This is a genomic window from Pseudomonas orientalis (assembly GCF_022807995.1).
GTDB classification, from domain to species: domain Bacteria; phylum Pseudomonadota; class Gammaproteobacteria; order Pseudomonadales; family Pseudomonadaceae; genus Aquipseudomonas; species Aquipseudomonas orientalis_B.
This window is the reverse complement of record NZ_CP094351.1, coordinates 4,245,356-4,271,895: the sequence shown is the minus strand read 5'-3', so window position 1 is coordinate 4,271,895 and position 26,540 is coordinate 4,245,356. Positions and strand designations below refer to the sequence as shown.

Sequence of the window (26,540 nt, the reverse complement as noted above, 5' to 3'; positions counted from 1 at the left end):
CCCCCGGTCAGTACAGCGGCATGGCGGGTTCAACATCGCGCACCCAATGTTTCATGCCGCCCCGCAGCACTTTGGTATTGGCGAAGCCCGCCGCCAGCAAGGTGCTGGCGGCCTGCTCGGCGCGGGTGCCGGCGTAGCAGATCAGGTAATGCGTGTTGTCGCGGCTCAGGCTATCGAGCTGCTTATCCAGCTCGGCCAGGGGGATGTGCACCACGCCCGGCAATTTGCATACTTCCAGCTCGCTGGCGTCGCGTACGTCGAGCAAGACATCGGCGCTGCGGTGGTTGTCGATCACTTGCTTGAGCACGCGAGGCTCGATGTAGCGTTCTTCGGCCAGGGACGGTTGGCTCGGCACGGCATCCGCGCACACTGCTGGGGTGGCGGCCTCGCTGTGGCGGCGGTCAGAGCAGCACGGGCAGTCGGGGCGGCGCTTGAAGCGGATCTCGCTGAATTTCATGGCCAGCGCATCGAAGCGCATCAAGCGCCCGGACAAGGATTCGCCAATGCCGATCAGCAGCTTTATCGCCTCAGTCGCCTGGATCATGCCGATCACCCCCGGCAACACGCCGATGACCCCGCCGGCGCTGCAGTTGGGTGCCAGCTCTGCGGGTGGGGCCTTGGGGAACAGGCAGCGGTAGCACGGCCCGCCTTTGTGGTTGAACACACTGATTTGCCCGTCGAAGCGGTAGATGGCGCCGTATACCAGGGGTTTGCCCAACTGCACGCAGGCATCATTGACCAGGTAGCGGGTATCGAAATTGTCCGTGCCGTCGATCACCAGGTCGTAGGCACCCACCAGTTCCAGGGCGTTGTCGGTATCGAGCGCGGTGTTGTGTGTGTTGATTCGGATGTACGGGTTCAGATCCTGCAAACGCTGCCTGGCGGACTCCACCTTGGGCATGCCCAGGGTGCTGTTGCCATGTACGATCTGGCGTTGCAGGTTGCTGCTTTCCACCACATCGAAGTCCACCAGCCCCAGGGTGCCGATGCCGGCCGCCGCCAGGTACAGGCTGATGGGGGAGCCCAGGCCGCCGGTGCCGATGATCAGCACCCTGGCTTTTTTCAGGTTCAACTGACCCTCACGGCCGACACCAGGCAGAGTGATGTGGCGTACGTAACGTTGCACTTCTTCGTTGCTCAGGGTGTCGACGTCGATGCCGCCGGAGGTGGCGAGCAGCACTTCGATCCGGGCTTGTTCGGGCAGCGGGTCGTCGGCAGCGATCAGTTCTTCCTCGGCGGTGAACAGGAAGTGTTCCTTGAGCTGTTGGTTTTTTTCGTGAAACAGGTGCTGGCGCAGCTGCGGGTGGTGGTCGCAGAGATTTTCAATGACTTCGCGCAATGTCGATCCGGCGCCCTTGAGGGTCGATTGCGGCAGCTTGGCCACGCGAACCAGAATGTCGGGGAAAGAGACAGCGTTCATGGACAACTCCGTGTGCAGGTCGTTGAAAGGTTGAAGGGCGAACTGTTTGCCATCCCAGGCAAACAGCTTGGACCCCAGGGCCCGGCCCTGGCGAACATCCACCACCAGGTAGCTGACGGGGTAGATCGGCTCGCCCAGAAACAGCGCCTTGTCCTGGTCTTCAGCACTGAAATAGGCACCGACATCCGGGTGCGAGTGGTAGATCACCACCACCGGGTTGTCGCTGCAAAACGCCTTGTTCATCAGCAGCGTGTCGGCGACTGAAAAGGTGTAGCCGTTGGCCGCGCTGCGCGGGTACATCTGCGGATTCCTGTGGTGCAGCTCGTTCTGGATATTACTGCCCAGGTACACACTGCCGTCGGCGAAGATGAAGCCGCAGCACTCCTCGGGATAGCTGCCGCTTGCGTGGGCGTAGATCTGTTCCAGGGCGGTGGGGCGGAGGACGTCCATGTTTCTCTCGCTTGGGTCGAGGGTCAATTTTTCTTCGCCAGCAGTTTTTCAATGGGCAATTTGGTGATTGCAAAACCGGCCAGCAGGATCGCCGAGTACAGCATCAGGTCACGGGAAATCGCCACGCCTTCGTACCAGGCGCCGATGATCACCGCAAACACCGGGAAGATGATGAACACGAATGACAGGATGATCGGGCTCAGGCGCTTGAGCAGCATGAAATACACAATGAACCCACCCACCGAAGCCACCAGCCCCAGGTAGAACAGTGCGCTCCAGGAGCGCAGGGTGATGGCGTCGAAGGTCGGGGTTTCAAACCACAGGCCGGCCATGAACAGCATCAGGCCGGCAATGCCGATGGGCAGGGTGTTGTAGGTGATCACACTGATGGCGCTGCCCTTTTGCTTGGTGATCACGTAGCACAACGCGTGCATGATCGCGGCGGTCAAAATCGCCAGTACGCCGAAGAATTCGGCGTGGTCCAGGTGCAGGCCCTGGCTCTTGATGATCATGTAGAGGCTGCCGAAACCAATGCCGATGCCCACCACCTGAGACAGGTAGATGCGCTCACGCAGGAACAACGCGGAGAAGATCAGGATGAACACCGGCATGCAGCTGAACAGCAGGGCTGTCAGGCCGGACGAGACGTGCATCTCGCCATAGTTGAGCAGGTAATAGGGAATGCTGAAGTAGGACAGGGTCACGAACACGAAGAACCAGCGGCTTTCCCGCGGGAACAGAATCGGCTCACGGCGCACCAGGGCAAAACACAGGAACAACGGGAAGGCGATCAGGAAGCGCAGGCCTGCTGACGTCAGCGGCGGCACGCTTTCCACCGCGATCTTGATGCCCAGCCAGGTGGTGCCCCAGCTCAGGCACACGATCAGGAACATGACGCTGGTGATCACGCCGGCCAGCCACTGTTTCCGGGTTTTGGTTTTTGCGGTGTTTTCAAGAACGGCGGACATTGGCATCGTTTATTGCTTCCCTGAGCCGGAATTGAACTCTATATTGAACTTGTTATAAGTGATTCAATCCGCTGATTGAACCCGCAAAAGCACACTATTAGGGCGAATGATGACTGTCAAAACAAATATTGACATGGTGTCAATTATGCGTGAGGGGTTGTCCAACGGTCAGGGCGTAAAGTACAAGCGCCTGTCCGATGTCATGGAAAGGGGCATCCTTGAAGGCACGATTGAGCCGGGAAGAAAACTGCCGCCCCATCGGGTGCTTTCCGACAATCTGGGCGTGACCATCGGCACCATCAGCCGGGCCTACGGTGAGCTTGAGCGGTTGGGGTTGGTGGTGGCGCGCGTGGGTGACGGCACTTTCGTACGCAAGCGCGGGATGGAGCGCCAGCGTGATGAAGGCTTTCGCAACGTCAGCGAGGAGCCACGCCAGTACTTCGACATGAGCCGCAACATGCATATTCCGGGGCAGGAAACGGTATTCCTTGCCCAGAGCTTCCAGACCCTGTCGACCAACGGCAAATTTCTTCAGGACATCAGCGCCTATACCCCGGATGCGGGCCTGCCGCGCTACCGCGAGGCCGGTGCGCAGTGGCTGGTGCAGCGCGACTTCCATCCGATTCCCGAGCAGGTCATCTGCGTCAATGGCGGCCAGCACGGCTTGCTTTGCGCGATGATGGCGCTGCTGCGCGCAGGCGACACGGTGGTCACCGAGCAACTGACCTACCCAGGGCTGATCACCGCCGCGCGTATGCTGGGTGTGCGGCTGATCGGGCTGGAGATGGATGAAGAAGGTGTGCTGCCGGGCGCGCTGGACGAAGTCTGTCGAAATCACCGGATTTCGGCCTTGTACTGCACGCCGACGATCCAGAATCCTACAACCGCAGTGCTGTCGGTCCCACGCCGTGAAGCGTTGGCCAAGGTCTGTCGTGAACATAATCTGCTGATTCTGGAAGATGAAGCCCACGGGGTGCTGGTGGAGGATCGTCCCCCGCCCCTGAGTTACTTCGCCCCTGAGCGTACGATCCTGATCAGCAGCTTGAGCAAGGCGGTATCGGCCGGGCTGCGCGTGGGCTATGTGCATGCGCCGCCGGCGCTGGTCAGCCGGATTTCGGCGGCGTTGCGTTCGACCTGCTGGATGGCTACCCCGGTGACACTGGAACTGGCGACCCAATGGATCGAAAACGGCACGGCGCAATACCTGCTGCGCCAGCAGATCAACGAGATAAGCCGGCGCAAGTCCTTGGTCGAGGGCTTACTGAGCGGACTGCAGTACCGTACTCACCTCAACAGCCCGCATTTCTGGATCGAGGTGCCGGAACCCTGGCGCGCGTCGGAAATCGAGGCGGAACTCAAGCAGAACAATTACCTGATCGCGACCGCCGAGGCGTTTGCCGTGGGGCAGACGGCGGTGCCGCAGTTTATTCGGGCGAGTATCTGTAACACATCGGGGGACGATCAGTTGTTGCGTGCGGGTTTCGATGCGCTGGCGACGGCGCTGGGGCAGGGCGGGGGAAGATTCCACCTCTAGCCAGACTGACACAATTCGGTCGTGTGGGAGGGGGCTTGCCCTAATGCCAGTCAGTTACGCGAACGAAATGCTCAAAGCAGCGAAGATCAAATGTGGGAGGGGGCTTGCCCCCGATCGCTGAGTGTCAGCCAGTGCATCAGGTGGCTGGCCACCGCCATCGGGGGCAGGCCCCCTCCCACAGGTTCAGCGGCGTACCAGAAATTTCGTTCACACCGATAGGGCAATGCAGGTCACTTGAACCGCCGCTCCACACCCTTCTCCACCAGAATCTTCGCCGATATCTCTTCCACTGAAAAATGCGTGGAATTGATGTGCGCAATATTCTCGCGACGGAACAGATTTTCCACTTCGCGTACTTCGAATTCGCACTGGGCATAGCTGGAGTAGCGGCTGTTGGGCTTGCGCTCATTGCGGATCGCGGTGAGGCGGTCCGGGTCGATGGTCAGGCCGAACAGCTTGTGCGAATGCGCGCGCAGGGCGGCGGGTAGCGTCAGGTGTTCCATGTCGTCTTCGGTCAGCGGGTAGTTGGCCGCGCGGATACCGAATTGCATGGCCATGTACAGGCAGGTCGGTGTCTTGCCGCAGCGCGACACGCCCACCAGGATCAGGTCGGCCTTGTCGTAGTAGTGCGTACGGGCGCCGTCGTCGTTGTCGAGGGCGAAGTTCACCGCTTCGATACGCTCCATATAATTGGAGTTATGGCCAATGGAATGGGACTTTCCGACGGAGTAAGAGGAATGTTCGCTCAGCTCCTGTTCCAATGGCGCCAGGAACGTGGAGAAAATGTCGATCATGAAACCATTCGACGTTGCGAGAATCTCACGAATGTCCTGATTGACGATGGTGTCGAAAATGATCGGGCGGCAGCCGTCTTTTTCAGCCGCCAGATTGATTTGTTGTACCATGGCCCGCGCTTTATCCACGCTGTCTATATAAGGCCGCGTGAATTTGGCGAAGGTAATGTTTTCGAACTGCGCGAGCAGGCTCTGGCCCAGTGTTTCGGCCGTGATGCCGGTGCCATCGGAAATAAAGAAAGCAGATCGTTTCATTTGAGCCCTGGGCCTTAAGCTGATGGCGAATCTTGGATATGATAGGCGCGATTTTGCTGTCCCGCAGTGGGCCGCATTCTCACTTATTTTCCAGGTCCAGGCCACAAGCGTTGGCGTTCGCTCCTACTGAGCAAGCCGCGTCCTGAGCTTTTCCAACACAGAAAGTGGAGAGATCACCTTGGTAGAGTACGTAGTTTCCCTCGATAAGCTCGGCGTCCATGATGTAGAGCATGTGGGGGGCAAGAACGCATCCCTCGGCGAGATGATCAGTAATCTTGCAGGCGCCGGTGTCTCGGTGCCGGGTGGTTTCGCCACCACGGCCCAGGCTTACCGTGATTTCCTCGAGCTGAGCGGCCTCAACGCCCAGATCCACGCCGCGCTGGACGCCCTGGACGTCGATGACGTCAACGCCCTGGCCAAAACCGGCGCCCAGATCCGCCAATGGATCATGGACGCCGAATTTCCCGAAAAGCTCAACGAAGAAATTCGCACCGCCTTCGCCACCTTGTCCGCCGGTAACCCGGACATGGCCGTCGCCGTGCGCTCCTCGGCCACCGCCGAAGACTTGCCGGACGCCTCCTTCGCCGGCCAGCAAGAAACCTTCCTGAACATCCGCGGCGTGGAAAACGTGATCCGCGCGGCCAAGGAAGTATTCGCCTCGCTGTTCAATGACCGCGCGATTTCCTACCGCGTGCACCAGGGTTTCGACCACAAGCTGGTGGCCTTGTCTGCCGGTGTGCAGCGCATGGTGCGTTCGGAAACCGGCACCGCCGGCGTGATGTTCACCCTCGATACCGAGTCGGGCTTCCGTGACGTGGTGTTTATCACCGGCGCTTACGGCCTGGGCGAAACCGTCGTACAAGGTGCGGTGAACCCGGACGAATTCTACGTCCACAAGCACACCCTTGAAGCCGGCCGTCCGGCTATCCTGCGCCGCAACCTGGGCAGCAAGGCGATCAAGATGATCTACGGCGACGAGGCCAAGGCCGGTCGTTCGGTCAAGACCGTTGAGGTCGACAAGGCCGAGCGTGCGCGTTTCTGCCTGAGCGACGCTGAAGTCAGCGAGCTGGCCAAACAGGCGATGATCATCGAGAAGCACTACAAGTGCCCGATGGACATCGAGTGGGCCAAGGACGGTGACGACGGCAAGCTGTACATCGTGCAGGCCCGTCCCGAGACCGTTAAGAGCCGCACCTCGGCCAACGTCATGGAACGCTACCTGCTCAAGGAAACCGGCACCGTGCTGGTGGAAGGCCGTGCCATCGGCCAGCGCATCGGCGCCGGCAAGGTACGCATCATCAAGGACGTGTCCGAAATGGACAAAGTCCAGCCGGGTGACGTGCTGGTCTCCGACATGACCGATCCGGACTGGGAGCCGGTGATGAAGCGCGCCAGCGCTATCGTCACCAACCGTGGTGGGCGCACGTGCCACGCGGCGATCATCGCCCGTGAACTGGGGATTCCTGCGGTTGTCGGTTGCGGCAACGCCACCCAGCTGTTGAAAGACGGCCAGGGTGTGACGGTGTCCTGCGCCGAAGGCGACACCGGCTTCATCTTCGAAGGCGAGCTGGGCTTCGACATCAAGCAGAACTCCATCGACGCCATGCCGGACCTGCCGTTCAAGATCATGATGAACGTCGGCAACCCGGACCGCGCCTTCGACTTCGCGCAGTTGCCGAACGCCGGTGTGGGCCTGGCCCGCCTGGAATTCATCATCAACCGCATGATCGGCGTGCACCCCAAGGCCCTGTTGAACTACGACGGCCTGCCGCTGGAGATCAAGGAAAGCGTCGACAAGCGCATCGCCGGTTACAACGACCCGGTAGGCTTCTACGTCGAGAAGCTGGTGGAAGGCATCAGCACCCTGGCGGCGGCGTTCTACCCGAAAAAGGTCATCGTGCGCCTGTCGGACTTCAAGTCCAACGAATACGCCAACCTGATCGGCGGCAAGCTCTACGAGCCGGAAGAAGAAAACCCGATGCTGGGTTTCCGTGGCGCCTCGCGTTACATCAGCGAAGCCTTCCGTGACTGTTTCGAACTCGAATGCCGCGCCCTCAAGCGTGTGCGCAACGAGATGGGGCTGACCAACGTCGAAATCATGGTGCCGTTCGTGCGTACCTTGGGCGAGGCGAGTCAGGTGGTTGACCTGCTGGCCGAAAACGGTCTGACCCGCGGCGAAAACGGCCTGCGCGTGATCATGATGTGCGAGTTGCCGTCCAACGCGATCCTGGCCGAAGAATTCCTGGAGTTCTTCGACGGTTTCTCCATTGGCTCCAACGACCTGACCCAGCTGACCCTGGGCCTGGACCGTGACTCCGGGATCATCGCTCACCTGTTCGACGAGCGAAATCCTGCGGTCAAGAAGCTGCTGTCCAACGCCATCCAGGCCTGTAACAAGGCCGGCAAGTACATCGGTATCTGCGGCCAGGGCCCTTCCGATCACCCTGACCTGGCCAGATGGCTGATGGAACAGGGTATCGAAAGCGTCTCGCTGAACCCCGATTCCGTGCTGGAAACCTGGTTCTTCCTCGCCGAAGGCCAAGCGTCCGCGTAAAGCCGCTACGTCAAAAGTGCCGGTCACCTGTCGAGGGTGACCGGCATTCTTATCTGTGCAGGGCGGAACTCCTACCGGACGCCGCCCTTTTTTGTGCAAGAGCCTTATGCAAAGCAGCAGCAACCTGTTTCCCGTCGCCCTGATCAGCGCTGAACGTCGTGGCGACCTGAGTGAAGATGTGTATCGGCTTAAACCCGGCAACAGCCCCGACGGTACCGTCGAGTTGGCGGTTACCCGTCTGGGCCTGGCCGATGTCCCGGAAAACCGGGGCACGCCGGTTATTTTCCTGCACGGCAGTTTCTCCAATCGGCGCTTCTGGTATTCGCCCAAGGGCATCGGCCTGGGGGCCCACCTCGCGCGTCGGGGATTTGATGTGTGGATCCCGGAAATGCGCGGCCATGGCCTGTCCAAGCGCAACCACGACTACGTGCGCAACCGTGTCGCCGATTATGCGCGCTACGATTTGCCGGCCATTGGCGCCTTTGTGCACGAGCAAAGCGGGCAGGTGCCGCACTGGATCGGGCACTCCCTCGGCGCCACGACGTTGGCTGCGGCGCTGGGCGGGCAAACCTTAAGCGCTCAGTCGGTGGCCTCAGTGGCGTTATTTGGCTGCCAGGTCAGCCGCACGCATTGGCCGTTGAAAATTCCACTGGTGGAGTGGGGCGGTCGATTTATCCTCAAGCGTCTGGCCCAAGTGTCCGGCCCTCGGTTCAAGCGTGGGCCGGAGGACGAACCGGCCGGTGTGATGATCGAAGCGCTGCGCTGGAATGGCCTGTTCGGCCGCTTTGGCGATGCCGAGGGGGATTGGTGGAAAGGCCTGGCAGAGGTCGACGTGCCGCTGTTGGCAGTCAGCGCTGCGGGCGATCGGCAGGATCCGGACTGGGCGTGTCGCAAGCTGTTCGAGCAAGTCGGCAGCGAGCATCGCCAGTACCTGTGCCTGGGGCGTCGGCAGGGTTTTACCGAAGATTTCGGGCACGTACAAATGCTTGTCAGCAAAGCCGCGCAAGCCCAGGTCTGGCCCTTGGTGGAGCGCTGGTTGCGAGACCCGTTGACACCGTTGTCCGGCACCGAGCCAGAGGTGGCTGTGGCGGTTTGACGAAGCGTTCCAGCGAGGGCGTTTCACTCTTGAGTGGTTGCGGCTAAGATATGACGCCTCAGGCGCTTCTGGTCATATTCAGTCGCGTAACGGCTATTGCGTTGCGCTGATTGCGGTTTGATCATGGCCGGCGCCAGTGGCTGGGCATTTAAAGAATGCCTGCTGCAGCACGTTTTTCCTGATGTATGCCGTGAGCTGTTCGACCCCTTCTTTGACGACAGGAGTTTCGCGATGGACCATTACGTGACCCCCGACCTGTGCGACGCCTACCCGGAGCTGGTACAGGTGCTTGAGCCGATGTTCAGCAATTTCGGTGGCCGAGACTCCTTCGGCGGCGAGATTGTCACCCTCAAATGCTTCGAGGATAACTCCCTGGTCAAGGCGCAGGCCGAGCAACCGGGCGCCGGCAAGGTGCTGGTGGTCGATGGAGGCGGTTCGCTACGGCGTGCGTTGCTCGGTGACCTGATCGCCGAGAAGGCTGCGAAAAACGGCTGGGAAGGCATGGTCATCTACGGTTGCATCCGCGATGTCGATGTCATTGCCCAGACCGATCTGGGTGTGCAGGCCCTGGCCTCCCATCCGATGAAAACCGACAAGCGTGGCCTGGGTGACCTGAACGTGGTGGTGACCTTTGCGGGCGTGACGTTCCGCCCGGGCGAGTACGTGTACGCCGATAACAACGGGGTGATCGTCTCGCCCAGCCCACTGAAAATGCCTGAATAAATCGCGGTAGCCGAAAGGGATGAGGATGTTCGAGGAAGACAACGCGCAATGGGGGCTGGTGCATGCCCTGGTGCTGGATGGTAAAGGCGGTGCGCGTTCGATTGTCCGGACTGAGCTTGACGCGCTGCAACTGCAGCCCCAGGAAAGCCTGTGGTTGCATTGGGACCGCAGTCATCCGCAAACCCAGACCTGGCTGCGCAAATCCAGCGGTTTGAGCGAGTTTGCGTGTGACCTTCTGCTGGAAGAAAACACCCGCCCGCGGCTGTTGCCGTTGCCGGATGCCGAATTGTTACTGTTTCTGCGCGGGATCAATCTCAATCCAGGCGCGGAACCGGAAGACATGGTTTCGGTACGTATATTCGCAGCGGCCAATCGTGTGATTTCCCTGCGGTTGCGCCCGTTACGCGCCACCGATGAGCTGCTGGTGCAACTGGACGAGGGTAAAGGCCCCAGGACCGCGTCGGAACTGATCCTTTATATGGCGCAATACCTGACCAACAAAGTGCAGGATCTGGTCACTGGTCTGTCTGAAATCGTCGATGCAGAGGAAGAAAAACTCGACGCCGACGAACGGTATACCCCCGAGCATGGCAGTGTTTTGCAGATCCGTAGACGAGCGGCCGGGCTCAAGCGTTTCCTGGCGCCGCAACGGGATATTTTTGCGCAGCTGACGCGGACCAAACTGGCGTGGTTCTGTGATGACGACGCCGACTATTGGAACGAGTTGCACAACAGCCTGACCCGGTATCTGGAGGAGCTGGAACTGGCTCGGGAGCGCGTGGGGCTTGTACTTGAGGCTGAAGACAGGCGTTTGAGCCTGCGCATGAACCGCACCATGTACCGCTTCGGAATCATCACCGGCATCTTCTTGCCGATGAGTTTTCTGACCGGCTTGCTGGGCATCAACGTGGGGGGAATACCTTTTTCCAGCAGCCCCTACGGATTCATGATTGCCTGCCTGCTGATGGTCTCGGTGGCGCTGGGTCAATGGTGGCTTTTTCGACGGTTACGCTGGGTTTGAACTGAATATGAGCTGAACGTAGGAAAGGGTCGATGTGACCCGATGAATTTTACCCTCGTCTTTTAAATCACTTGCGAGAGGTCTCTATGCACGATCCGTTCGAACAGTCTTTGCGTGACATGCTCAATGCTTCGCCATCCAACCGTGATGACGATGCCTGCCTGGGCCGCGTACTGAAAACCGCCAACCGTCAGGTCGGGGCGGGGGATCTGTTCGGTCTGCTCGGGCGTTGGGTGCCGGCGTTGATGATGGCCCTGAACAACGGTTCGGCCCATGTATCACCGGTTTCCCGACATAAACCTCTTGCTCGCACTGCTGATAAGGCTGATTGAATATGGAACTTGATCTCTGGACCCAGAGCCTGGTCACCGCGATGACCGCATTGTGGACCAAGGTGGCGAATTTCATTCCCAACCTGTTTGGTGCGTTGGTTCTGGTATTGCTGGGTTTTGTCGTGGCCAAGCTGCTCGACACCCTGTTATCCAAATTGCTCGCCAAACTCGGGCTGGATCGCCTGATGGCCGGTACCGGGCTGACCAAGCTGCTGGGGCGTGCCGGGCTGCAGGTGCCGATCTCCACGCTGATCGGCAAGATCGTTTATTGGTTCGTTCTGCTTATTTTTCTGGTTTCTGCGGCTCAGTCCCTTGGACTTGAGCGAGTTTCAGCTACGCTCGACATGCTGGCGCTGTATTTGCCGAAAGTTTTCGGCGGCGCGCTGGTGTTGCTGGTAGGTGTTTTGCTCGCGCAACTGGCCAACGGCCTGGTGCGCGGGGCGGCCGAAGGCGTCGGGCTCGATTATGCGGCAGGCCTGGGACGAATTGCCCAGGGGCTGGTGATCATCATCAGTATTTCGGTTGCGATCAGCCAGCTGGAGGTCAAGACTGACCTGCTGAACCACGTTATCGTGATCGTTTTGATTACCGTTGGTCTGGCCGTTGCACTGGCCATGGGCTTGGGAAGCCGGGAAATTGCCGGTCAGATTCTTGCGGGAATCTATGTGCGTGAGTTGTATCAGGTGGGGCAACAGGTGCGTGTGGGCGAGGTCGAAGGGCAAATCGAGGAGATCGGCACAGTCAAGACGACCGTGCTGACCGATGACGGGGAACTGGTGTCGCTGTCCAACCGGATTCTTCTGGAGCAGCAGGTCAGTAGCCGCTAAACCGGCAAACCCTGCTAATGTACGCCGCCGCAAACCCGGCTGACCGGGTTGCAGCGGACATTGACCTGACTGCCGGCACGACTTGTTTTGAATAAAGCCCAAACGCTGTCCACGCGCTATGACCCCCGTGAGCTCTCTGATGAGGAGTTGGTCGCGCGTTCGCACACGGAGCTGTTTCACGTAACACGCGCGTACGAAGAATTGATGCGCAGGTATCAACGCACTCTGTTCAACGTTTGTTCAAGGTATTTGGGGAACGATAGAGATGCGGACGATGTCTGTCAGGAAGTGATGCTCAAGGTGCTGTACGGCCTGAAGAACTTCGAGGGCAAATCGAAGTTCAAGACCTGGCTCTACAGCATCACGTACAACGAGTGCATCACGCAGTATCGCAAGGAACGGCGAAAGCGTCGCTTGATGGACGCGTTGAGTCTGGACCCCCTTGAGGAAGCGTCTGAAGAAAAGGCGCCGTTACCCGAGGAAAAGGGCGGACTCGATCGCTGGTTGGTGCATGTGAATCCGATTGACCGTGAAATTCTGGTGCTACGTTTCGTCGCAGAATTGGAATTTCAGGAAATCGCTGACATCATGCACATGGGTTTGAGTGCTACAAAAATGCGTTACAAACGTGCTCTTGATAAATTACGTGAGAAATTTGCGGGCGAGACTGAAACTTAGTACGTGGCAAATATCTCTTACGTGTAGGCAAGTTCTGTTAGACTTGTCGCCGAGTTGTCCCCCGGTTTGTGGGACTGCTTTACAATCACCAGATGGGGATTTAACGGATGAAACTGAAAAACACCTTGGGCTTGGCCATTGGTTCTCTTATTGCCGCTACTTCTTTCGGCGTTCTGGCACAAGGCCAAGGCGCAGTTGAAGGCGAGCTGTTCTACAAGAAGCAGTACAACGATAGCGTCAAGCACATCGAAGACGGCTTCAATCCTGGCGCTCGCATCGGTTACTTCTTGACCGACGACCTGTCCTTGAACCTGTCCTACGACAAGACTAACCACACCCGTTCGAACGACGGCACTGGTAGCCAGAAGATCAAAGGTGATACCGGCAGCCTGGTTGCCCAATACCACTTCGGTCAAGCTGGCGTTGACAGCCTGCGTCCATACGTTGAAGGCGGTTTCGGCCACCAGAGCCGTACCAACGTGCAAGCTGACGGCCACAGCGGTCGCGACCAGACCACTTTCGCTACCATCGGTACCGGCGTGAAGTACTACTTCACCAACAACCTGTACGCTCGTGCTGGTGTTGAAGCCGACTACGGTCTGGACAACGGCAAGTGGGACTACTCTGCACTGGTTGGCCTGGGTGTGAACTTCGGCGGTAACGCCGGCGCAGCAGCTCCAGCTCCTACCCCAGCACCAGCTCCAGAGCCAGTTCCAGAGCCAGAAGCTCCGGTTGCTCAGGTTGTTCGTGTTGAGCTGGACGTTAAGTTCGACTTCGACAAGGCTGTTGTTAAGCCTAACAGCTATGGCGACGTTAAAAACCTGGCCGACTTCATGGCTCAGTACCCAGACACCAACGTAGAAGTGGCTGGTCACACTGACTCCGTAGGTCCAGACGCTTACAACCAGAAGCTGTCCCAGCGTCGTGCTGACGCTGTTAAGCAAGTCCTGGTTAAAGATGGCGTAGCTCCTAGCCGCATCACCTCCGTAGGTTACGGCGAATCCCGCCCAGTTGCTGACAACGCAACTGAAGCTGGTCGTGCTGTTAACCGTCGCGTAGAAGCAGCGGTTGAAGCTCAAGCTAAGTAATTAGCCGAGTTTCACAAAAAGCCCGGCTCAGGCCGGGCTTTTTTTCGCCTGCGATTTGCCTCAGGCGCTGGCCGCCGCTGCAACGCACGCCATCTGCGCTGCGCCGGCAACACGGCCAATCACCAGGATTGCCGGACTCTTGAGCGCAAAAGCCTGCGCGTCTTCATGCATGGCGCCCAGGTGGCTACGGCATTCGCGCTGTGCGGGCAGCGATGCATTTTCGATCATCGCCACCGGCATATCCGCGGCCATGCCGCCCTCCAGCAACTGTTGCCGGATGGCTTCCAGCTTGGCCACGCCCATGTACACCACCAGCGTCGTCCCGCCTTCGGCCAGTGCACGCCAGTTCAGGCTGCTGTCATCCTGGGTATGCGCGGTGACCAGGGTCACCCCACGGCTCACGCCGCGCAAGGTCAACGGGATATCGCAATGGGTCGCTCCGGCGAGCCCCGAGGTGATGCCGTTGACCAGCTCCACCTCGATTCCACGCTCACGCAGCCACGTCGATTCTTCCCCACCCCGACCGAAAATGCACGGATCGCCGCCTTTAAGCCGCACCACGCACTTGCCCTGGCGCGCATAGCGCAGCATCAGGCGGTGAATGAAATCCTGCGGTGTAGAGCGACAGCCGCCGCGCTTGCCAACGGTGATCACACGCGCGTCGGCGCAGTGTTCCAGGACGGCCGGGTTGACCAGATCGTCGATCAACACCACGTCTGCTTCATGCAGGGCCCTTACCGCTTTGAGGGTGAGCAATTCCGGATCACCGGGCCCGGCGCCTACCAGCCACACTTTTGCGCTCATGTTTTTTCCCTCACACACTGATTGCGATTGGCTGCGGGCTGGCGGCCAGCAGACGTTTGATTTCCGGCACGCAGGAGCCGCATTGCGTACCGCATTGCAGTTCCTGTTTGAGCCCGGTCAGGTCCAGACCACGGGCAATCCCGGCGCACACCGCGGTTTCGCTGACATGTTTGCAATTGCACAGGATTTTGCTGCTGGCTGCCGCTGCCCCCGGTGGCGCGCTCAGGGGCGCCAGGAGCCAGCGACGCAGTTGATCGTCGGTGCGGCCCTCCAGCCACAGGCTTTGCAGCCAATGCCGGGCCAGGGTTTCACCGGCCAGGCGAACCGCTGTGATACGGCCCTGTTCGACTTTCACCCGTTTGCCGATAGAGCGGCGCGGGTCGTCATAGGCCATCACCGGGCCGTCGTGCAGGCCCAGCAGTTGGTCGATGCGGGTCAATAGTTGCAGGTCGGGCGCCTCGGTATGGGCTGCGCGCACCAACAGCGCCGGCCGTTCACGTCCGCTCAGGCTCAGGCTGACATAGGCAAACTCTTCGCACAGCGGGCGCAGGGCGTCGAAATGGCGTTGCACGTCGCCCTCGATCAGCGCAAACAGCTGCCACGGCAGTTCAATAGCCTCAAGGCGCACACCGCTGTGTTTGAGTTCCGGCTGTTTGGACAACGGATCGAACGCCGGCTGGGTGAGCACATTGACGCCGCCTTTGAGAAAGCGGTCGCCCCAATGCATCGGCAGAAACGCTTGACCGGGGCGCACGCTGTCATCGCTGGTGACCGCGACCACCACACTGCCTCGACGACTCTTCAGGCTGACCAGATCGCCCTCCTTGAAGCGGTGACGGCGCATTTCGTCAGGATGCAGGCTCAGCAGCGCCTCGCTGACATGCCCGAACAACTGCGCCGCGGTGCCGGTGCGGCTCATGCCGTGCCACTGGTCGCGCAGACGACCGGTGATCAGGGTCAGGGGAAAGCGTGCGTCACGCTGCTCCTTGGCGGCGCGATAAGGGTCGGCAACAAACTGCGCACGGCCGTTATCGGTGGGAAAAATACCGTCGACGTAAAGTCGTGGCGTCCCGGCCTGTGCGCCCACGGGAAACGGCCACTGTTGCGGGCCGAGTCGGTCAAGCAAGGCATGGCTGAGGCCGGACAAATCCAGATCGCGCGCTTGAGTCAACAGCTTGAATTCGTCAAAGATCTGCGCCGGCTGCTCAAAGGCAAACAGGCTATCGAGGCCCGGCCGTAGACGGCGCTCCAGGCGCTGCGCGAAATCCACGGTAATCGCCCAGTCAGGTCGTGATTCGCCCGGTGGGGTGATGGCGCGGCGCACATGGGAAATACGCCGTTCGGAGTTGGTCACCGTGCCTTCTTTTTCGCCCCAACTGGCGGCGGGCAGCAGCAGGTCGGCGTAGGCGGCGGTCTCGGTGGTTCGAAACGCCTCCTGCAACACCACGAACGGACACGCCGCCAGGGCGGCACGCACGGCATTCTGGTCCGGCAACGATTGGGCGGGGTTGGTGCAGGCGATCCACAGCGCCTTGATCTTGCCCGCCTGCACCTGCTCAAACAGTTCGATGGCCGTGAGGCCGGTGCCAGCGGGCAGTTGATCGACGCCCCAATAAGCGGCGACTTCTGCGCGGTGTTCGGGGTTGGCGGCGTCGCGGTGCCCAGGCAGCAGGTTCGACAAGCTGCCGGTCTCGCGCCCGCCCATGGCATTGGGTTGGCCGGTCAGGGAAAACGGGCCGCAGCCTGGCTTGCCGATCGTACCGGTGGCCAGGTGCAGGTTGATCAGCGCGCTGTTTTTTGCACTGCCCGCAGTCGACTGGTTAAGCCCCATGCACCACAGCGACAGGAAGCTGCTGGAGGTGCCCACCCACTGCGCGCACAGGCGCAGCTGTTCGACGCTGATGCCGCACAGTTGCGTGACCATTTGCGGCGTGTAGTCATGCACCAGGCGTTTGAGTGCTGCCAGGCCGTCGGTATGGGCGTGAATGAAGTCGCGGTCGATCCAGTCTTCCCACAGCAGCAGATGCAAAATCCCGTGGAACAGCGCGACATCCGTGCCCGGCAGGATCGCCAGGTGCAGATCAGCCAGGTCGCAGGTGTCTGTACGCCGTGGGTCGATCACCACCACTTTCATCTGCGGTCGTCGCGCCTTGGCTTCCTCCAGGCGTCGGAACAGAACCGGGTGCGCATAGGCCATGTTGCTGCCGACGATCATCACACAGTCGCTGGTCTCCAGATCTTCATAGCTGCACGGCGGCGCATCGGCGCCCAGGCTGCGTTTGTAGCCCACCACTGCCGAGGACATGCACAGCCGCGAGTTGCTGTCGATATTGTTGGTGCCTACCAGCGCCCGCACCAGTTTGTTGAAACTGTAGTAGTCCTCGGTCAGCAATTGCCCGGAGATGTAGAACGCCACGCTGTCGGGGCCGTGTTCGGCGATAGTGCTTGCGAATACAGTCGCCGCATGTTCCAGGGCGCTGTCCCAGTCGGTGCGGGCGCGGGCCAGGTCTTTGCCCAGACGCAACTCGGGGTACAAGGCACGGGCATCGAGGTCACCAGTCAGGTGCAGGCTGGCGCCCTTGCTGCACAGCTTGCCGAAGTTGGCCGGGTGCTCCGGGTCGCCTTGCACGCCGAGGATGCGGGTGCCGTCATGCTCGATCAGCACGCCGCAGCCCACCCCGCAATAACAGCAGGTGGACGCGGTGACCTGGCGGTTCATCACCCTGCATCCCGCAGGGCCAGCATCACTCGGCCGTTTTCCACGCGGGCGAGGTGATGATGGGCGCAACCGATATCCGGCGCCTGGGCTTCGCCGGACGCCAGGTCGATCTGCCAGTTGTGCAGCGGGCAGGCCACGCGTTTGCCGTAGATCAAGCCCTGGGACAGCGGCCCGCCTTTGTGCGGGCAACGGTCATCGAGTGCGAAGACTTCATCGTCGCTTGTGCGAAAAATTGCAATGTCGCCCTTGGGCCCGTTGATGATGCGCGAGCCCAGCGCGTTGATTTCTTCCAGGGCGCAGATATCCAGCCAGTTCATGCCGGCACCTCCAGTTGCTTGACCGGGATCACATCGAATTCTTTTTTCAGCAGCGGCTGTTCCAGGCGTTCTTTCCAAGGGTCTTGCTCGAACGACAGGGAAAACTGCAGGCGCTCGTTGAGGGCCTGGCGCCGGGCCGGGTCCTCCAGCACGGCTTTCTTGATATGGTCCATGCCAACCCGCTGCAGGTAGTGCACGGTGCGCTCCAGGTAGAAGGCTTCTTCGCGGTATAACTGCAGGAATGCGCCGTTGTATTCGCGCACCTCTTCAGCGGTCTTGAGCTTGACGAAGAACTCCGCGACTTCGGTCTTGATCCCGCCGTTGCCGCCGATATACATCTCCCAGCCTGAATCCACGCCGATAATGCCCACATCCTTGATGCCCGCTTCCGAGCAGTTGCGCGGGCAACCGGACACCGCCAGCTTGACCTTGTGCGGCGACCACATGTTGAACAGGTCGTGCTCCAGCTCGATGCCCAGTTGCGTGGAGTTTTGCGTACCAAAGCGGCAGAACTCGCTGCCCACGCAGGTCTTCACGGTACGGATGGATTTACCGTAGGCATGCCCGGACGGCATGTCGAGGTCCTTCCACACGCCGGGCAAGTCCTGCTTCTTGATGCCGAGCAAGTCGATGCGCTGGCCGCCGGTCACCTTGACCATCGGCACGTTGTATTTGTCGGCCACGTCGGCGATACGGCGCAGTTCCGACGGATTGGTCACGCCGCCCCACATCCGTGGGACCACCGAATAGGTGCCGTCTTTCTGAATGTTGGCGTGGGCGCGCTCGTTGATCAGGCGCGATTGCGGGTCGTCCCTGGCTTCGCCCGGCCAGGTGGAGATCAGGTAGTAATTGAGCGCCGGACGGCAGGTGGCGCAACCGTTGGGCGTGCGCCAGTTCAGGTAGCTCATGGTGCCGGCGATGGTCAGCAGGTGCTGGTCGCGAATGGCCTGGCGGATCTGGCCGTGGTTGAGGTCGCTGCAGCCGCAGATGGCTTTTTCGCTCTTGGGCTTGACGTCGGCGGCCCCGCCCACGGTGTTGATCAGGATCTGTTCTACCAGACCCACGCAGGATCCACAGGAGCTGGCCGCCTTGGTGTGCTTCTTCACGTCATCGACGCTGAACAGGCCCTGTTCCTGAATCGCTTTTACGATAGTGCCCTTGCACACGCCATTGCAGCCGCAGACCTCGGCGTTGTCGGCCATGCTCATGGCCTTGTCCTGACCTTGGTGGCCTACGTCGCCCAGCGCATTTTCGCCAAACATCAAGTGATCACGAATCTCGCCGATCGCGTGGTTCTCACGGATCTGGCGGAAATACCAACCGCCATCGGCGGTATCGCCGTACAGGCAGGCGCCGACCAGGATGTCGTCCTTGATCACCAGCTTCTTGTAGACGCCGCCGATGGGGTCGGAGAGGGTGATGGTCTCGGTGCCTTCGCCGCCCATGAAATCGCCGGCGGAGAACAAGTCAATGCCGGTGACTTTCAGCTTGGTGGAGGTCACGGAGCCTTTATAGGTGGCGAAACCCAACTGGGCGAGATGGTTGGCGCAGACCTTGGCCTGTTCGAACAGCGGTGCCACCAGGCCATAGGCGATCCCACGGTGGCTGGCGCATTCACCGATCGCATAGATGCGCGGGTCGTAGGTTTGCATCGTGTCGTTGACCAGAATCCCGCGGTTGCAGGGAATGCCGGACTTTTCCGCCAGCTCGGTGTTGGGACGGATACCGGCGGCCATCACTACAAGGTCGGCGGGGATGATGTCACCGTTCTTGAACTGCACCGAGCCGACGCGGCCGTTGCCGGCGTCGTGCAGGGCCTGGGTCTGTTCGCACAGGCGAAACACCAGGCCCCGGCTTTCCAGCTCGGTTTGCAGCAGTTGGCCACTGGTCTTGTCCAGTTGCCGCTCCAGCAACCATTCACCGATGTGCACCACGGTCACGTGCATGCCGCGCAGCATCAAGCCGTTGGCCGCTTCCAGACCGAGCAGGCCGCCACCGATGACCACCGCGTGCTTGTGGGTCTTGGCGGTGTCGATCATGGCCTGGGTGTCGGCGATATCGCGGTAGCCGATCACGCCCTGCAAGGTGTTGCCCGGAATCGGCAGGATAAACGGCGTGGAACCGGTGGCGATCAGCAGGCGATCATATTCGGCTTCGGTGCCGTCTTCTGCGATGACGCGGCGCTTGACCCGGTCGATCTGCACCACCTTGCGGTTGAGCAGCAGCTTGACGTGGTTGTCGAGGTACCAGTCCAGATCGTTGAGCACGATCTCTTCGAAGGTCTGCTCGCCGGCCAGTACCGGTGAAAGCAGGATGCGGTTGTAGTTGGTGTGGGGCTCGGCGCCGAACACCGTGATGTCATACAGGTCGCTGCTGAGCTTGAGCAATTCTTCCAGGGTGCGAACCCCGGCCATGCCGTTGCCGATCATCACCAGTTTGAGTTTTTTCATGTCGCTCTCCGACCATTCACGCGCAAACAAAAAAGGCGTCCCCGCTAGTTACCTAGCGAGGACGCCTTTGTCCTGGTCCCGTTCTCTCGGGAAGCTCGATCCTTCGACGTTGAAGGCGCGGCTATATGTGGGTTGTTGAAGAGGCTAATGCAGCAGCTGTGCCAAGTGTCGATATCCCGGTTTTATTGAGCATTAGACCCAGGCGGCCGGAGGGTTTTGCCCGTTAGTGGTGCAATAGCCAGAACAGCAGCACCAGATTGATCAGCAGCGAAGCCGTCGCCAGGGTCTGCCAGACCTTCAGCGGTTCACGTTCCAGCAACGGGCGCGCACGCACGCTCAGTTCCCGGCGGTCGGCCTGTTCCAGCACCAGCAGCCATTCTTCGGCGGTTTCGTAGCGCTGCTGCGGTTGGGCGGCGATGGCACGTTCCAGGCTTGCGGGCAGCCAGTCCGGCACATCGGGGCGGTAACGGCTGGCGCTGACTGCTTGAGTAAAGCGCGGGCGTTGGAAGGCTTCGATTTCGCCGTAGGGATAATGGCCGGTCAGCAGGTAATAAAGCGTGACGCCGACGCTGTATAAATCCTGTTGTGGCGTAGGACGCTCACCGTTGAACGACTCCGGCGCGATAAAGCTCGGGGTGCCCGGCAGTGCGCCGGAACGGTCTTGCGACAGCCCCGGGCAGTAGGCCAGGCCGAAGTCCAGCACGCGCAGTTCGCCGTCGTCCCCCAGCAACAGGTTTTCCGGCTTGATATCGCGGTGCAGGATCTGCCGCCGGTGCAGCAGGCCGACCGCGCGCAGCAGGCGCTCGGCGATGGACTGCCATTGCGCCAGGGGCAGCGGGCCCTGGCGCTTGAACAGTTCGGCAAGGGTTTGCCCAGGGTATTCGCGCATCACGTAGTACAAATGCTGACGCCCACTGGCGGCATGCACTTCAGGGAATGCGCGGCCGGCGACCCGACGCAGAAACCATTCTTCCGAGAGCAGGGCCTGGGCGGCGTCAGTGTCGTTGTCGCGGCCTGACGCCAGGGTTTTCAGCAGCCAGTATTGATGCTGATCATCCTGTACCCGATACAACAACGACTGTCGGCTTTGCGCCAGCAGGCTGTGCACCTGCCAGCCCTCGAAGCGTTGCCCGGCCTTGAGCGGTGGGGGCGGCGGCCACTGCTGCAACTGCACCAGTGCGTCGCCCAGCGTGGCGGCGCCGAGGGCGTCGATGCGCACCAGCAAGGCGCTGGCATTGTCCTGGCTTCCCGCCAGATGCGCGGCGTTGACCAGGGTGTTGACCGCCAGGTCCAGGTCGGTCTGCTCACGCAGAATCGCGCGGATGCTGTGGTCGCCCAAGGTGGCCCAGACCCCATCACTGAGCAACAGGAAGCACTCACCTGCGCGCAGTTCGCCATCGAGAAAATCCAATACCAGGTGCTGGTCCAGGCCAAGGGCGCGCTTGAGCACATGCTGCATGCCCGGTTGCTCCCACACATGGTCTTCGCTGATGCGCTGCAATTCGCCGTCCAGCCAGCGATAGGCGCGGCAATCGCCGACGTGGGCGAGGGTGAAACGCTGGCCGCGAAACACCAGGGCGCTGAGGGTGGTCAGCAGCGGCTGACCGCCGCCATTGGCTTGCAGCCAGCGATTCTGCGCGACCAATAAGCGCTCCAGCGCCTGGGCCACGCCCCAGGTCTGCGGCGTGGCGTAGTAGTCCAGGGCCAGCGCCTGCAAGGTCGAGCGCGCGGCCAGACCCCCATCGGCGCATTGGCTGACGCCGTCGGCCAATGCGCACAGGTAGCCTTTGCTCGCGGCCAACTCCGCCACGGGCGTGACCACCCGCAGTGCGTCCTGGTTTTCTGCCCGTGGACCGATCGCACTGGCCTGGGCGACGCTCAGTTGCAGGCTCATCAGACGCGTGCGGCGGTCACGGCGGCCGAGCCCCAAGTGGTTCTCCAGCGCCGTTTCACGCCGTGCAGGCCAAACCAGGCCAGCACGCCAAGGCTGGCGAACAGCCACAAGGCCAGTTGGTAACTGCCGGTATTCTGTTTGATCGCGCCCATGCCGGCTGCCAGCGCAAAGCCGCCGATGCCGCCGGCCATGCCGATCAAGCCGGTCATCACGCCAATCTCACTGCGAAAACGCTGGGGCACCAGTTGGAATACCGCGCCATTGCCGGCGCCGAGACCAAGCATGGTACAGACGAAAAGCGCCAGCGCAGCGTAGGAACTGGGCAGGTTGAAACCCACCGCCGCAATGCAGATCACCGCCACGCTGTACATGCCGAGCAGGGTTTTGATCCCACCGAAACGGTCCGCCAGGGCGCCGCCCAACGGGCGCATCAGGCTGCCACCGAAGACACAGGCTGCGGTGTAGTAGCCGGCGGTCACCGGGCTCAGGCCGTACTGGTCGTTGAAGTAGCCGGGCAGGGCGCTGGCCAGGCCGATGAAGCCGCCAAACGTCACGCTGTAGAAGAACATGAACCACCAGCTGTCGCGATCACCCAGGGCTTTGAAATAGTCGGCCATCGACTTGGCTTTTGGACGTTGCGGCGCATTACGGGCGAGCCAGGCGAACACGACCAGGGTGAGGATCAGCGGAATCAACGCAAAACCGAACACATTGCTCCAGCCAAAGGCGGCTGCCAGTACCGGTGCGAGCAAGGCGGCAAATACGGTGCCGGAGTTGCCGGCGCCGGCGATGCCCATGGCTTTGCCTTGGTGCTCGGCCGGATACCATTGCGAGGCCAGCGGCAGGGCGACGGCAAAGGAAGCACCGGCCATGCCGAGGAACAGGCCCAGCAGCAGGGCTTGCTCGTAGCTGTGAATGCCCAGCTTCCAGGCGCAGAACAACGCCACGATGACAATCACCTGGCCGATCAGCCCGGCGGTCTTGGGCGACAGCTTGTCGGCCAGCATGCCCATGAGAAAGCGCAGCACCGCGCCCGCCAGGATCGGCGTCGCCACCACCAGGCCGCGCTGTTGCGTGGTCAGGTGCAGGTCGGCGGCAATCTGTACTGCCAAGGGGCCCAGCAGGTACCAGACCATGAAACTCAGGTCGAAATACAGGAACGCGGCAAACAGGGTCGGGGTGTGCCCGGATTTCCAGAAGCTTGATTTCATCACGCACCTCAACGGTTGGGGGTCTTGTCAGAAGGCCTGGTGGCTCCATGCGCTGGGGCCGGAACGAAAAAAAACGCCGCCACCGGGTTCGCGAGGGCAAACCGGGTGTGCGACGTCTTTGTCGTTCGTGGGGCAACCGCCGTTGGCTACCTGTAAAGGTTCTTTAGCAAGAGCCGCGCCAGATCAGCCGAGCAATTCGCTCATGGCAATAATCTGTTCGGCCACCTGGATCAGTTTCTGCTGACGACTCATGGCCTGGCGGCGCATGAGGGTGTAGGCCTCTTCCTCATTGCAGTCCTTCATTTTCATCAGCAGACCCTTGGCCAGCTCGATGCGCTTGCGCTCCGCCAACTGTTGGTCGCGGGCATGCAGCTGCGCGCGCAGGGCCTGGTCGCTTTCGAAGCGCGCCATGGCCACATCGAGGATCGGTTGCAGGCGCTGGGCCTGGATGCCTTCGACAATATAGGCACTGACCCCGGACTTGATCGCCTGGCGCATGACGTTCGGGTCATGTTCATCGGTGAACATCACGATAGGACGGGGCTGGTCGCGGCTGACCAGCACGACTTGCTCCATCACATCGCGGCCGGGTGACTCGGTATCGATCAGGATCACGTCGGGGCGCACTGTTTCGACGCGTGCGGGCAAGTCGATGGTCAGGCCGGATTCATCGATCACCTCAAAACCGGCCTCGGTCAGCGCGGCCTTGAGCCGGCCGACTTTACGCGGGGTGTCGTTGATCAACAGGATTCGCAGCATGGTCGTGCTCCTAGCGCAGCGCTTGGCGGCTGATGTCATCCGCCATGGCGTGCAGGCGGAAGCTGCGGGCATAGCCGGCGGGATCGGAGCCGTCCCAGATCTTGCCGTCGATCAACTGGCTGCTGCGCATGTCCTGGGCATTGATCGCGACGCCCACGGCTGCGGCGGCCTGACGGTACACCTGCAGTTGTTGCACCTGGCGGGCGACGGCCAGGTAGTCCGGGTCCTCGCGCAGCAGGCCCCAGCGGCGAAACTGGGTCATGAACCACATACCGTCGCAAAGGTAGGGCTGGTTGACCGCGCCATCGGCGAAGAACCGCAGCGCATGCGGGTCCTGCCACGGGTTGCCGAGGCCATCTTCGTAGTGGCCCAGCAGGCGCGGCTCGATACAGTCCAGCGGTGCGTCGAGGTACTCGCCGGCGCTGAGCAGTTGCGCAGTGGAACGACGGTTTTGCGTGCTCGCTTCGATAAAGCGACTGGCCTCGAGAATCGCCATCACCAATACGCGCGCCGTATTGGGGTACTGGTCGACGAACGCTTGGGTGCAGCCGAGGACTTTTTCCGGATGATTCGGCCAGATCGACTGGCTGGTCGCCAGGGTGAAGCCCTGGTTCTGCTTGACTGCGCTGGCGCACCAGGGTTCACCGACACACAGGCCGTCGATGCGACCCGCTTGCAGGTGCGCGACCATTTGCGGCGGGGGCACCACTACGCTGTCCACATCCCGCAGCGGGTGGATGCCCTGGCTCGCCAGCCAGTAATACAGCCACATGGCGTGGGTACCTGTCGGAAAGGTCTGGGCGAAGGTGAGTTTTGTGCGGCTTTGGTGCACGTGGCGATCCAGCGCCTCAGGAGTGACCACGCCCTGTTGTTGCAGCCCACGGGACAGGTTGATGCTCTGCCCGTTCTGGTTCAGCCCCATCAGTACCGCCATCGGGCTCGGCGCAACGCCACCTATGCCCAGGTGCACGGCATAGATCAGGCCGTAGAGGCTATGGGCGGCGTCGAGCTCACCGCTGACCAGTTTGTCGCGCAAGTTGGCCCATGACGATTGGCGCTTGAGGTTCAGTGTGAGGCCGTAGGGTTGCGCAAACCCCTGGGTGGCGGCGACCACCAGCGAGGCGCAATCAGTCAGGGCCATGAAGCCCAGGTCCAGGCTGCTCTTTTCCGGGGCGTCACTGCCGTTTACCCAGGCGAGCGCGGGATTCACCGCGCTGCTGTCGACCGAATCGTTCATCAACACCTACCTTTTCTCGCAAAAAAAAGCGCCGCTCCCTCGGATGGCGATATCGGCCATTGCACGGAAACGACGCCTTTGTCCGTAGGCCCGCGCCGCCGCTGGCGCGCGCCCTGATAGAGAGTGCTTAGCAAGGCACATGCCACGGGGCAGCCGTCAGCTTTCCATCATGATTGAACCTCGCCTGCCTTTCAGTATGGCCGCTCTTTTGCGTCCTACCGCCCCAGGAAAAACCCACGGTGCATGCTGATTCCTCCATTTCGACGAACCGCCACCGCCTCGGTAGCACGCTGCTGTGGGTCGTGCTGTTGCTGGTCAGCGCCGTAGCCCGGGGCGAGCCGTATCAGGCCAGGGATGAGAGTCTGGACAGTTTTTTCACGGCGTTGTCGGTGCCTTTGGGCATGCCTGTAGTGGTCAGTCGGGAAGCGGCGCACAAGCGTGTCAGCGGGACATTCGATTTCGATGCACCGCAACAGGTCCTCGAAGCGCTGGCCCGGCAGGAAGGCCTGATCTGGCACAGCGACGGGCAAGCCTTGCACCTGTACAACGCCAGCGAAGCCAGAACCTCTGCGGTGTCGCTGCGGTACATTTCGGTCAACCGGCTGCGCGGCATCATGCGCCGAACGGGCATGGATGAGTCGCGCTACCCCTTGCGCGACAGCGGGGTGCGTACGTTCTACGTGTCCGGGCCGCCAAGCTACGTCAGCCAGGTGCTGCGGCTGGCGCAATTGACCGATCGGCAACGCAGTGAGCTGCGCGTGGGGGCGCACGCCTTTGGTGTGGTGCAGGTGTTCAATACCCATGTCGAGGATCGGCAGTACGGGACTGGCGCAAACAAAGTCACGGTGCCGGGCATGGCCTCTGTCATTCAAGGCCTGCTGGCCAGCGAGCAGAAGGGCCTGCTGGCGGACAAGAACCTGACGCTGATCGCTTATCCGGACACCAACAGCCTCCTGATCAAGGGCAAGCCTGCCCAGGTGAGCCTGATCGAAAAACTGGTGGATGAGTTGGATGTGCCCAAGCAACTCAATGAAGTCTCGTCATGGCGTGTGGAAGCGGGCCGTGATGAATCGAAGCCCCCGGCCGGGCCGCCGCCGTTGACGGCCGCGCAATATGACCGTGTGCAACGTGCGTTCGTAAAGCCGGGCCGCGAGCGTTCTCCCTGAATAAAGGCGTTAGTCCATGTACCTGGAAATATTGCTGCAGGAGCAACTGATCAGCCGCAAGCGTCTGGCTGCGTTTGCGCCGGGGAAAGTCTTGCCGTTGGCGCCCGAGGTCATCCATTGCGTGGAAGTGCGGGTCAATGGGCAACTGATGGCAGTGGGTGAGTTGGTGCAGTTGGAGGACCGATTAGGGGTTGAACTGCATGAGGTATACCAGGAGTGGCTGCCTCATTCGGGTTGAGTAGC

21 protein-coding genes and 1 pseudogene are annotated in these 26,540 nt (G+C 61.0%); 11 read left to right on the top strand and 11 right to left on the bottom strand.

What is annotated here, in order from left to right; genetic code table 11:
• Window positions 1-7: 7 nt before the first annotated feature.
• Window positions 8-1,870 (bottom strand): molybdopterin-synthase adenylyltransferase MoeB, encoded by a 1,863-nt coding sequence (moeB, locus tag MRY17_RS18895; RefSeq protein WP_191952214.1) that lies wholly within the window; start codon window positions 1,868-1,870, stop codon window positions 8-10.
• A gap of 23 nt (window positions 1,871-1,893) precedes the next feature.
• Complete coding sequence (locus MRY17_RS18890) at window positions 1,894-2,763, bottom strand: DMT family transporter (RefSeq protein ID WP_375154669.1); 870 nt, start codon at window positions 2,761-2,763, stop codon at window positions 1,894-1,896.
• A gap of 184 nt (window positions 2,764-2,947) precedes the next feature.
• Here MRY17_RS18890 and MRY17_RS18885 point away from each other — a divergent pair, with 184 nt between their 5' ends.
• The gene (locus MRY17_RS18885; protein ID WP_191955506.1) at window positions 2,948-4,372 is read left to right on the top strand and encodes a PLP-dependent aminotransferase family protein; all 1,425 of its coding nucleotides are present in this window, start codon (window positions 2,948-2,950) and stop codon (window positions 4,370-4,372) included.
• A gap of 230 nt (window positions 4,373-4,602) precedes the next feature.
• Here the strand turns inward: MRY17_RS18885 and ppsR are convergent, their stop codons facing one another.
• Entirely contained in the window at window positions 4,603-5,421 is an 819-nt protein-coding gene (ppsR, locus tag MRY17_RS18880) for a posphoenolpyruvate synthetase regulatory kinase/phosphorylase PpsR (protein WP_003230310.1), read from the bottom strand.
• Window positions 5,422-5,599: 178 nt separating this feature from the next.
• Between ppsR and ppsA the strand changes: the two genes are divergently transcribed.
• The 8 genes from ppsA (at window position 5,600) to MRY17_RS18840 (ending at window position 13,740) form a co-directional block, all read left to right on the top strand.
• The gene (gene ppsA / locus MRY17_RS18875; protein WP_181285691.1) at window positions 5,600-7,975 is read left to right on the top strand and encodes a phosphoenolpyruvate synthase; all 2,376 of its coding nucleotides are present in this window, start codon (window positions 5,600-5,602) and stop codon (window positions 7,973-7,975) included.
• Between the two features lie 106 nt (window positions 7,976-8,081).
• Window positions 8,082-9,071 (top strand): alpha/beta fold hydrolase, encoded by a 990-nt coding sequence (locus tag MRY17_RS18870; RefSeq protein WP_181285690.1) that lies wholly within the window; start codon window positions 8,082-8,084, stop codon window positions 9,069-9,071.
• 231 nt (window positions 9,072-9,302) lie between these two features.
• Window positions 9,303-9,794, top strand: a complete 492-nt coding sequence (gene rraA / locus MRY17_RS18865) for a ribonuclease E activity regulator RraA (RefSeq protein WP_181285689.1) — start codon at window positions 9,303-9,305, stop codon at window positions 9,792-9,794.
• Window positions 9,795-9,819: 25 nt separating this feature from the next.
• Window positions 9,820-10,815, top strand: a complete 996-nt coding sequence (locus MRY17_RS18860; protein WP_181285688.1) for a zinc transporter ZntB — start codon at window positions 9,820-9,822, stop codon at window positions 10,813-10,815.
• 86 nt (window positions 10,816-10,901) lie between these two features.
• A complete protein-coding gene (locus tag MRY17_RS18855) occupies window positions 10,902-11,147 on the top strand; it encodes a CrfX protein (RefSeq protein WP_065949826.1) in 246 nt (81 codons plus the stop codon).
• A 2-nt stretch (window positions 11,148-11,149) separates the two neighbouring features.
• Entirely contained in the window at window positions 11,150-11,974 is an 825-nt protein-coding gene (locus tag MRY17_RS18850) for a mechanosensitive ion channel family protein (RefSeq protein WP_003193288.1), read from the top strand.
• An 87-nt stretch (window positions 11,975-12,061) separates the two neighbouring features.
• Entirely contained in the window at window positions 12,062-12,652 is a 591-nt protein-coding gene (gene sigX / locus MRY17_RS18845; RefSeq protein WP_181285687.1) for an RNA polymerase sigma factor SigX, read from the top strand.
• A 107-nt stretch (window positions 12,653-12,759) separates the two neighbouring features.
• Complete coding sequence (locus tag MRY17_RS18840) at window positions 12,760-13,740, top strand: OmpA family protein (protein ID WP_181285686.1); 981 nt, start codon at window positions 12,760-12,762, stop codon at window positions 13,738-13,740.
• 60 nt (window positions 13,741-13,800) lie between these two features.
• Here the strand turns inward: MRY17_RS18840 and cobA are convergent, their stop codons facing one another.
• The 8 genes from cobA to MRY17_RS18800 form a co-directional block, all read right to left on the bottom strand.
• Window positions 13,801-14,544, bottom strand: coding sequence for a uroporphyrinogen-III C-methyltransferase (gene cobA, locus MRY17_RS18835; RefSeq protein ID WP_243352684.1), 744 nt, complete (start codon window positions 14,542-14,544; stop codon window positions 13,801-13,803).
• Between the two features lie 10 nt (window positions 14,545-14,554).
• Window positions 14,555-17,263 carry a nitrate reductase gene (locus MRY17_RS18830; RefSeq protein WP_243352683.1) on the bottom strand — a complete coding sequence of 903 codons (2,709 nt, stop codon included), beginning with the start codon at window positions 17,261-17,263 and terminating at the stop codon, window positions 14,555-14,557.
• The gene (gene nirD, locus MRY17_RS18825) at window positions 17,263-17,580 is read right to left on the bottom strand and encodes a nitrite reductase small subunit NirD (RefSeq protein WP_057721197.1); all 318 of its coding nucleotides are present in this window, start codon (window positions 17,578-17,580) and stop codon (window positions 17,263-17,265) included. Before nirD ends, MRY17_RS18830 begins: the two co-directional genes overlap by 1 nt.
• Window positions 17,577-20,030: a nitrite reductase large subunit NirB gene (gene nirB, locus MRY17_RS18820; protein WP_181285683.1), complete on the bottom strand. Its 2,454-nt coding sequence runs from the start codon at window positions 20,028-20,030 to the stop codon at window positions 17,577-17,579. The genes nirD and nirB overlap by 4 nt, the downstream gene beginning before the upstream one ends.
• Window positions 20,031-20,253: 223 nt before the next feature.
• Window positions 20,254-21,924 (bottom strand): bifunctional protein-serine/threonine kinase/phosphatase, encoded by a 1,671-nt coding sequence (locus tag MRY17_RS18815; protein ID WP_243353953.1) that lies wholly within the window; start codon window positions 21,922-21,924, stop codon window positions 20,254-20,256.
• Entirely contained in the window at window positions 21,924-23,135 is a 1,212-nt protein-coding gene (locus tag MRY17_RS18810) for a nitrate/nitrite transporter (RefSeq protein WP_181285682.1), read from the bottom strand. Before MRY17_RS18810 ends, MRY17_RS18815 begins: the two co-directional genes overlap by 1 nt.
• Window positions 23,136-23,318: 183 nt before the next feature.
• Window positions 23,319-23,894 (bottom strand): ANTAR domain-containing response regulator, encoded by a 576-nt coding sequence (locus MRY17_RS18805; protein WP_057721200.1) that lies wholly within the window; start codon window positions 23,892-23,894, stop codon window positions 23,319-23,321.
• A gap of 10 nt (window positions 23,895-23,904) precedes the next feature.
• Window positions 23,905-25,131, bottom strand: a complete 1,227-nt coding sequence (locus MRY17_RS18800; protein ID WP_243352682.1) for a CmpA/NrtA family ABC transporter substrate-binding protein — start codon at window positions 25,129-25,131, stop codon at window positions 23,905-23,907.
• A 257-nt stretch (window positions 25,132-25,388) separates the two neighbouring features.
• Between MRY17_RS18800 and MRY17_RS18795 the strand changes: the two are divergent.
• A pseudogene (locus MRY17_RS18795) lies at window positions 25,389-26,207 on the top strand (secretin N-terminal domain-containing protein); the annotation flags it as partial.
• Window positions 26,208-26,313: 106 nt separating this feature from the next.
• Window positions 26,314-26,535 carry a FliM/FliN family flagellar motor switch protein gene (locus tag MRY17_RS18790; RefSeq protein WP_181285680.1) on the top strand — a complete coding sequence of 74 codons (222 nt, stop codon included), beginning with the start codon at window positions 26,314-26,316 and terminating at the stop codon, window positions 26,533-26,535.
• Window positions 26,536-26,540: the final 5 nt, after the last annotated feature.

Bases quoted from the DNA above. Each gene is read 5' to 3' on its own strand.
- moeB (WP_191952214.1), bottom strand. From the start codon at position 1,870: ATGGACGTCCTCCGCCCCACCGCCCTGGAACAGATCTACGCCCACGCA.
- MRY17_RS18890 (WP_375154669.1), bottom strand. From the start codon at position 2,763: ATGTTCCTGATCGTGTGCCTGAGCTGGGGCACCACCTGGCTGGGCATC.
- MRY17_RS18885 (WP_191955506.1), top strand. From the start codon at position 2,948: ATGACTGTCAAAACAAATATTGACATGGTGTCAATTATGCGTGAGGGG.
- ppsR (WP_003230310.1), bottom strand. From the start codon at position 5,421: ATGAAACGATCTGCTTTCTTTATTTCCGATGGCACCGGCATCACGGCC.
- MRY17_RS18870 (WP_181285690.1), top strand. From the start codon at position 8,082: ATGCAAAGCAGCAGCAACCTGTTTCCCGTCGCCCTGATCAGCGCTGAA.
- rraA (WP_181285689.1), top strand. From the start codon at position 9,303: ATGGACCATTACGTGACCCCCGACCTGTGCGACGCCTACCCGGAGCTG.
- MRY17_RS18860 (WP_181285688.1), top strand. From the start codon at position 9,820: ATGTTCGAGGAAGACAACGCGCAATGGGGGCTGGTGCATGCCCTGGTG.
- MRY17_RS18855 (WP_065949826.1), top strand. From the start codon at position 10,902: ATGCACGATCCGTTCGAACAGTCTTTGCGTGACATGCTCAATGCTTCG.
- MRY17_RS18850 (WP_003193288.1), top strand. From the start codon at position 11,150: ATGGAACTTGATCTCTGGACCCAGAGCCTGGTCACCGCGATGACCGCA.
- MRY17_RS18840 (WP_181285686.1), top strand. From the start codon at position 12,760: ATGAAACTGAAAAACACCTTGGGCTTGGCCATTGGTTCTCTTATTGCC.
- cobA (WP_243352684.1), bottom strand. From the start codon at position 14,544: ATGAGCGCAAAAGTGTGGCTGGTAGGCGCCGGGCCCGGTGATCCGGAA.
- MRY17_RS18830 (WP_243352683.1), bottom strand. From the start codon at position 17,263: ATGAACCGCCAGGTCACCGCGTCCACCTGCTGTTATTGCGGGGTGGGC.
- nirD (WP_057721197.1), bottom strand. From the start codon at position 17,580: ATGAACTGGCTGGATATCTGCGCCCTGGAAGAAATCAACGCGCTGGGC.
- nirB (WP_181285683.1), bottom strand. From the start codon at position 20,030: ATGAAAAAACTCAAACTGGTGATGATCGGCAACGGCATGGCCGGGGTT.
- MRY17_RS18815 (WP_243353953.1), bottom strand. From the start codon at position 21,924: ATGAGCCTGCAACTGAGCGTCGCCCAGGCCAGTGCGATCGGTCCACGG.
- MRY17_RS18810 (WP_181285682.1), bottom strand. From the start codon at position 23,135: ATGAAATCAAGCTTCTGGAAATCCGGGCACACCCCGACCCTGTTTGCC.
- MRY17_RS18805 (WP_057721200.1), bottom strand. From the start codon at position 23,894: ATGCTGCGAATCCTGTTGATCAACGACACCCCGCGTAAAGTCGGCCGG.
- MRY17_RS18800 (WP_243352682.1), bottom strand. From the start codon at position 25,131: ATGAACGATTCGGTCGACAGCAGCGCGGTGAATCCCGCGCTCGCCTGG.
- MRY17_RS18790 (WP_181285680.1), top strand. From the start codon at position 26,314: ATGTACCTGGAAATATTGCTGCAGGAGCAACTGATCAGCCGCAAGCGT.